This is a genomic window from Parabacteroides distasonis, from assembly GCF_004793765.1.
In the GTDB taxonomy this organism is placed as follows: domain Bacteria; phylum Bacteroidota; class Bacteroidia; order Bacteroidales; family Tannerellaceae; genus Parabacteroides; species Parabacteroides distasonis_A.
In genome coordinates, this window is record NZ_SRYM01000095.1 from 1 (window position 1) to 5,174 (window position 5,174).

At 44.5% G+C, this 5,174-nt stretch carries 6 protein-coding genes, 1 tRNA gene and 1 pseudogene; 2 read left to right on the plus strand and 6 right to left on the minus strand.

Translation table 11 applies throughout. The features are described from left to right. Positions 1-236: 236 nt before the first annotated feature. The gene (locus E5342_RS18495; protein ID WP_135960034.1) at positions 237-704 is read right to left on the minus strand and encodes a DUF3408 domain-containing protein; all 468 of its coding nucleotides are present in this window, start codon (positions 702-704) and stop codon (positions 237-239) included. Between the two features lie 588 nt (positions 705-1,292). On the opposite strand from E5342_RS18495, the gene E5342_RS18500 reads away from it, so the two are divergent. Both E5342_RS18500 and E5342_RS18505 read left to right on the plus strand, forming a co-directional pair. Next, the gene (locus tag E5342_RS18500; RefSeq protein WP_004347727.1) at positions 1,293-1,604 is read left to right on the plus strand and encodes a helix-turn-helix domain-containing protein; all 312 of its coding nucleotides are present in this window, start codon (positions 1,293-1,295) and stop codon (positions 1,602-1,604) included. Positions 1,605-1,650: 46 nt separating this feature from the next. Further along, on the plus strand, positions 1,651-1,956 hold the full coding sequence (locus tag E5342_RS18505) for a helix-turn-helix domain-containing protein (RefSeq protein ID WP_004347728.1): 306 nt from the start codon (positions 1,651-1,653) through the stop codon (positions 1,954-1,956). Positions 1,957-2,081: 125 nt separating this feature from the next. Here E5342_RS18505 and E5342_RS18510 read toward each other — a convergent pair whose 3' ends face one another. From E5342_RS18510 to E5342_RS18530, 5 genes and pseudogenes are all read right to left on the minus strand, one after another. After that, a complete protein-coding gene (locus E5342_RS18510) occupies positions 2,082-2,306 on the minus strand; it encodes a hypothetical protein (RefSeq protein WP_135960035.1) in 225 nt (74 codons plus the stop codon). Next, positions 2,303-2,677, minus strand: coding sequence for a hypothetical protein (locus E5342_RS18515; RefSeq protein ID WP_005645956.1), 375 nt, complete (start codon positions 2,675-2,677; stop codon positions 2,303-2,305). Before E5342_RS18515 ends, E5342_RS18510 begins: the two co-directional genes overlap by 4 nt. 2 nt (positions 2,678-2,679) lie before the next feature. Beyond that, positions 2,680-3,912 (minus strand): site-specific integrase, encoded by a 1,233-nt coding sequence (locus tag E5342_RS18520; RefSeq protein ID WP_004347731.1) that lies wholly within the window; start codon positions 3,910-3,912, stop codon positions 2,680-2,682. 244 nt (positions 3,913-4,156) lie between these two features. Beyond that, a tRNA-Phe gene (locus E5342_RS19460) sits at positions 4,157-4,273 on the minus strand. A gap of 259 nt (positions 4,274-4,532) precedes the next feature. Beyond that, a pseudogene (locus E5342_RS18530) lies at positions 4,533-5,087 on the minus strand (DUF4595 domain-containing protein); the annotation flags it as partial. Positions 5,088-5,174 lie beyond the last annotated feature (87 nt).

Here is a 5,174-nt window from a genome sequence, read left to right on the forward strand (position 1 = left end):
TTTGATTAAGGAATCCCGAAATTATCCGACTGCGGAGGATAATTCTGCCCACGGCGGTGAAGGTGTTTTCAGTTACTTAGAATTATTCGGGTAACTGAAAACATATCTTGCTGTGTCTTTGAAGACACAAAAATCCTCCGCCTGTCGGATTTGTTTCCGAGTGTAATAACTCATCTAGGGTATCGGTTAAGCCGGTGAAGTATATCCACCGACCTAACTGACTTTCCGTAATCCCATTAGAGTTTGCGCCACTGCTCAATGTCATCCCGATAGGCATCGAGAAGCAAGCGGACAAGGTTCTCTATCAATCCCGATGCACTCATGCCCCTTCCTCCTAGGTAGCGGACAACCCTGTCAAGTTCGTCACGCACCGTCTCACTGACGAACACGGGCTTGCGGTTGATAATCTTTGGGACTTGGAGATAGGTGGCGCGGTAGTCCTCCAACGACAATCTGCGCTGCTTGCTGCTGACGCGCTTCTGCGGTATTGCCGCCTCCTCGACCACCACACCAGACGGTTCATCCGTCATAGCGGTCTCTGTTTCCTCCGTGACGGTATTGCCGGGCTGCCCCGGCTCATCCAGTTCCAGACCGATACGCCTGTAGAGGTCATCCATTGACTTGGGAGTGTAGGATTCCCTGCGTCCCATTTTTTCCACGATTTCACGAGCCTGCTGCTCTGTAATGTTTGGTTCTCTCTTCATTGTAAAAAAATAAATAGATTAAGTTATTGAATGTGGTCTTGGTCAGTGCCTCGACCGATTATCGGGAGCAAAGTAAGATGCTCCAGTGCAGTCAGTCAAGCACTTGGATTCTCTTAGGCAATTTTGTGTGATTCTGCTTTATGGCGGTTGACAAAGCGGTGTGGACTTCACCGTTTTGCCGGATGTATATGTCTGAGAGGGCAAAGGCTCAATCGCAAGCGAATTTGAATTAAGCCCTTATTTTTGCCCTTGCCAACTTCCTATTTTTTAGAAATAAGAGAATAACCACAGCCTCCAGCCCATGCCAACCGCTACCACCCTGTGCCACATGCTGCCAGTAATAGTAAAAGCCATTGTCAGGTAAAGGAATATGTATTTCTTTGCGGCAAAAGGAATAACACCCGTCCAAAATGGCATGGCAGAAATTACGGTAGGAGCCTTGTTTACGGACAATCAACAAAGCGGCAACCCGGACAAAGATTACCTATTGACGCAACACGCTGCCACTTTCGGAAAATCCATTGCAGGACAGTAAATTATGTATTCCTTTGCAGCAGAAGAAACAGTAACAACTAAAAGAAAGACAATATGGAAATCGTAGCAATCGAAAGAAAAACCTTCGAGGAACTGGTCGCCAAGTTCGACCGTTTCGTCAGCCGTATGGATGCCATCTGCCATCGGCACGGAGAAAAGAGAATGAGCGAGTGGATGGACAATCAGGATGTGTGCCAGATGCTCAACATCAGCCCACGCACGTTGCAGACCTTGCGTGACAACGGAACGCTATCATACAGCCAAATCAACCACAAGACGTACTACCGTCCCGAAGATGTGCAGCGCATCGTCTCCATCGTGGAGGCCAGGCGAATGGAAGCGAGGTTCAAAGGCAGGACAATCTGATAACCGAATAGAGTAATAACAATAATTCCACTAAATCCAGAGTAACATGAACAAACTGATTAACAAAGACAACGAGTGGATAATCCACTTCATGGGCAGCCTCGACCGCCTGCTGGACAACGTAGAGCATCTGACAGCCAACTACCGCCCGACATTGGATGGAGAGCGTTTCTTTACCGACAAGGAGGTGTCGGCACGGTTGAAGGTGAGCCGCCGGACACTTCAGGACTACCGTAATGAGGGACGGATAGCCTATATCCAGTTGGGCGGCAAAATCCTCTACCGTGAATCCGACATCGAAAGGATGTTGACTGAAAGTTACCGCACCGCCTATCGACAGGCGGCAACTTGATTTTCTTGAAGGAGCGCAGTTGACCGTCTGCCCCTATGTTTGCGGCAGCAATAGAACTTCGACAAAAAGAAAAGGAACGGCTTACGGATGAAGCATCAATGTTTATCTTCGTCTGTAAGCCGTTCCTATATTTCTTCTGATTTCCCGCCAGTCGCTTGTTTCCGTTGCCGGATGCCTCGAATGCGTGTGGCTGGCAGTGACAAGGTTTTCGGGCTGAATACGCTCAAACCCGTTTGAGGAAGATTCTGCCCGAAACGGCTCTGCCGCCCGACCTTGCCAATGCCCTCAAAGCCACATGCTACCTTTGCATCCGGGCATCGGGAACAGGTGGCTGACGGGATGAACCTCAATTATACCATAGGTTGCTGCCCTTGCCATAGGAAACAAACAATGTGACCGGATTCCCTTTCTTGGTGGCGCAGATTTCATTTATTACGAACCGCCTGAACAAAAGGGTCCCTTTGCTACATATTTTGAAAGCGATGGCTATAATCATTTCAAAATTATACACATCATAACTGATACCATCGGGTTGCCTGATATATCGCATTGTTTCGGCTTCATTCAGTTCCTTGTTCTTGTAGATTGCTCGTATCGCCTTGCGGATGTCGTACGAGAATACCCCGAACATGTCGGCTATCTCAAACTTTGTCATCCATATAGGGGCAGTCGGCACTATAACTACGCCCGTTTCACTGATTGTTATTATTCCTCTGTTCATAATCAAAGATTTTTTGATAAGGCACTTTTCACATTCATCATATCTTTGAAGATGGAAGAATCCAGCACACGGGCATAGTGCTGCGTCATTTTTATGTTGGAATGACCGAGCATTTTCGCCACATTCTCAATGCTTACACCATTGGCGAGGCACACAGAGGTCGCATACGAGTGCCGGGCTGTGTGCGTGGTCAAGCACTTTGATATGCCACACAAATCGGCTATCTCTTTCAGGTAGCTGTTCATCTTCTGATTGCAGGGGACAGGGAGCAATACATTTTTCTTTTGGCAAGTAGGATGGCTTTTGTATTTCTCCAAAATCTGCATCGGAATATCGAGCAAAGGGATGTTGCACATATTCTTCGTCTTTTGGCGAGGCTTGCGAATCCAATAATTGCCGTTGTTGTCTTGAACGATATGTTCGGCAGATAGCTGCTGTACATCAATGAACGCCAACCCAGTGAACGCAGCAAAGGTGAAGACATCACGCACAACCGTAATCCTGTCCAAAGAAAACTCCTTGTTGTAGATTGTGAGCAGCTCATCCATAGTTAGGAACTCACGGATAACTTCCTTCTCGTGGAACTTGATACCGATAAACGGGTCTTTGGTTATCCATTCGTTGGCAAGTGCGAGATTGGTTATCTTCTTCAGGCACTTCATATAACGGATGACCGTATTTTGTTGGCACTCCTTTTCCGTCTTGAGATAAAATTCAAAAGCACGTACTAGTTCACCATTGATTTCCGACAAGGGCAAATCCTCCTTGTCATATTTCAGTTTGATAAGTTCTGCTAGATAGCGTTTGCAGCTTTCATAACGGCGGACAGTAATCAGCGCATAGTCCTTGCCCACAAGTTCACGGCATTGGTCGTTATGCTCCTGTATGGTTTGGATGAGTGTGCGGACTTCCTTCACTTCTTCGTTAGCTCCAAAGAACTTTTCTTGCAAGATTCTGGCTGTGATGGAGTGGTTCCTCTCTTCCAGTTCATCGAACAGCTTGCGCAACTTGATTTTGGCTTGCTCGATGTAGAGATTGAGTTCACAAGCCTTGCGGCTCTTGCCTTTGGCGCACTCCTTCGCTTGATTCCACAGGGCAGGCTCAATGCTCATGCGGATGTTGTTTTCCACTCGCGCACCATTCACGGTGATGCGCATACACACGGAGGCTTCCCCGTTTTTCAGCAGTTTGGCTTTCTTGATGAAGAAAAGCACATTGAATGAGTTTCGTTTCATGTTCCTACAGTTTTTTCGTTGGACAAAAGTAGGAAACCATACACGCTTTCTTGATACGCAAAATATTGCAAATCAGAGAGAAATAATCTTGTTCGGTGGAGATTCGCGTTCCACCTTTCTTGCTCCACCGATTGGAACACCGGAAACGGTAACATTCTGCCGCTTTTTGCGTCCCTGCGAAAAACAAAAAATCCCGATTTCGTTTGGAAATCAGGATTTTACTGCTTTTTGCTTTTCTTCAAAGTGGTGCCACCAGGAATCGAACCGGGGACACAAGGATTTTCAGTCCTTTGCTCTTTCCGCTTCAAAAACCTTGACCTGCGGTCAAAGTTTCCGAAGCAACCAACTGAGCTATAGCACCTTATACAGTTACTTCCTTTCCCTCTTTATCATCCAGAATATTCTGGTTTTAAGCTGGTTTAAGTATTGGTTTAAACAGATGTCAGATTAATACTATTGTTAATTATCTCATTTTCAATTTCATTATACACAAAATCACCTAAGTAAGCAAGAATACTCTTTGCTCGCTTAGGTGATCTTCTTTATAGCCTTGCTACTGGGTGGGGGTCTTAAATAAGAAAAAGTCTATTCTGAAAGTATATACTTCAGAAACAAACCTTTCATTTTACTCTTTCATAAGTATATGTCTCTGTCCACCACGTTTCAGATCCATCCAGATTTTTAACTTCCACTTTTTTTACATAACCGTCTTCATCCAATTCGTAATGAAAGGTTAGCTCCACGTTATCATCATCAGAAGTACCATATTCAATACACTCTTTTGGCAAATATTTAGGAGCTTTACCCAACAATGAAGCATATTGCAAATTACAATAGTCAAGTCCTAAAGCATTATCTGTATAAGCCAAAAACAGTCCTCCCAGATTAGGTATATCAGTGTATTCGATTCCTTTATCAAATGAATCGTTACTAACCATCAGTCCTTTATCATTAAAATTATATTTATCTTCAACATCCTTTCGTCCGTTAAACATCAAAATGGCAGAAGTCATATAATCACCAGAATAAGTATAACTCCAGATACCGCCATCATCCATTTCCCCTTTTTCAACGTATCCTTTATCATTTAATGTATAGTTGGTTACATTAGAAAAATCTTCTCCATCAGAGTTTTGAATATCAACTTTTTCTGTAACGCCATTTGTTGTATAAGTATAATTCGATACCCATGTTTTACTATAGCCTGCACTAGTGTCCCATAAAAATGGGAGCTAGTTAAAAATTAAATAAATTTGGTCCAC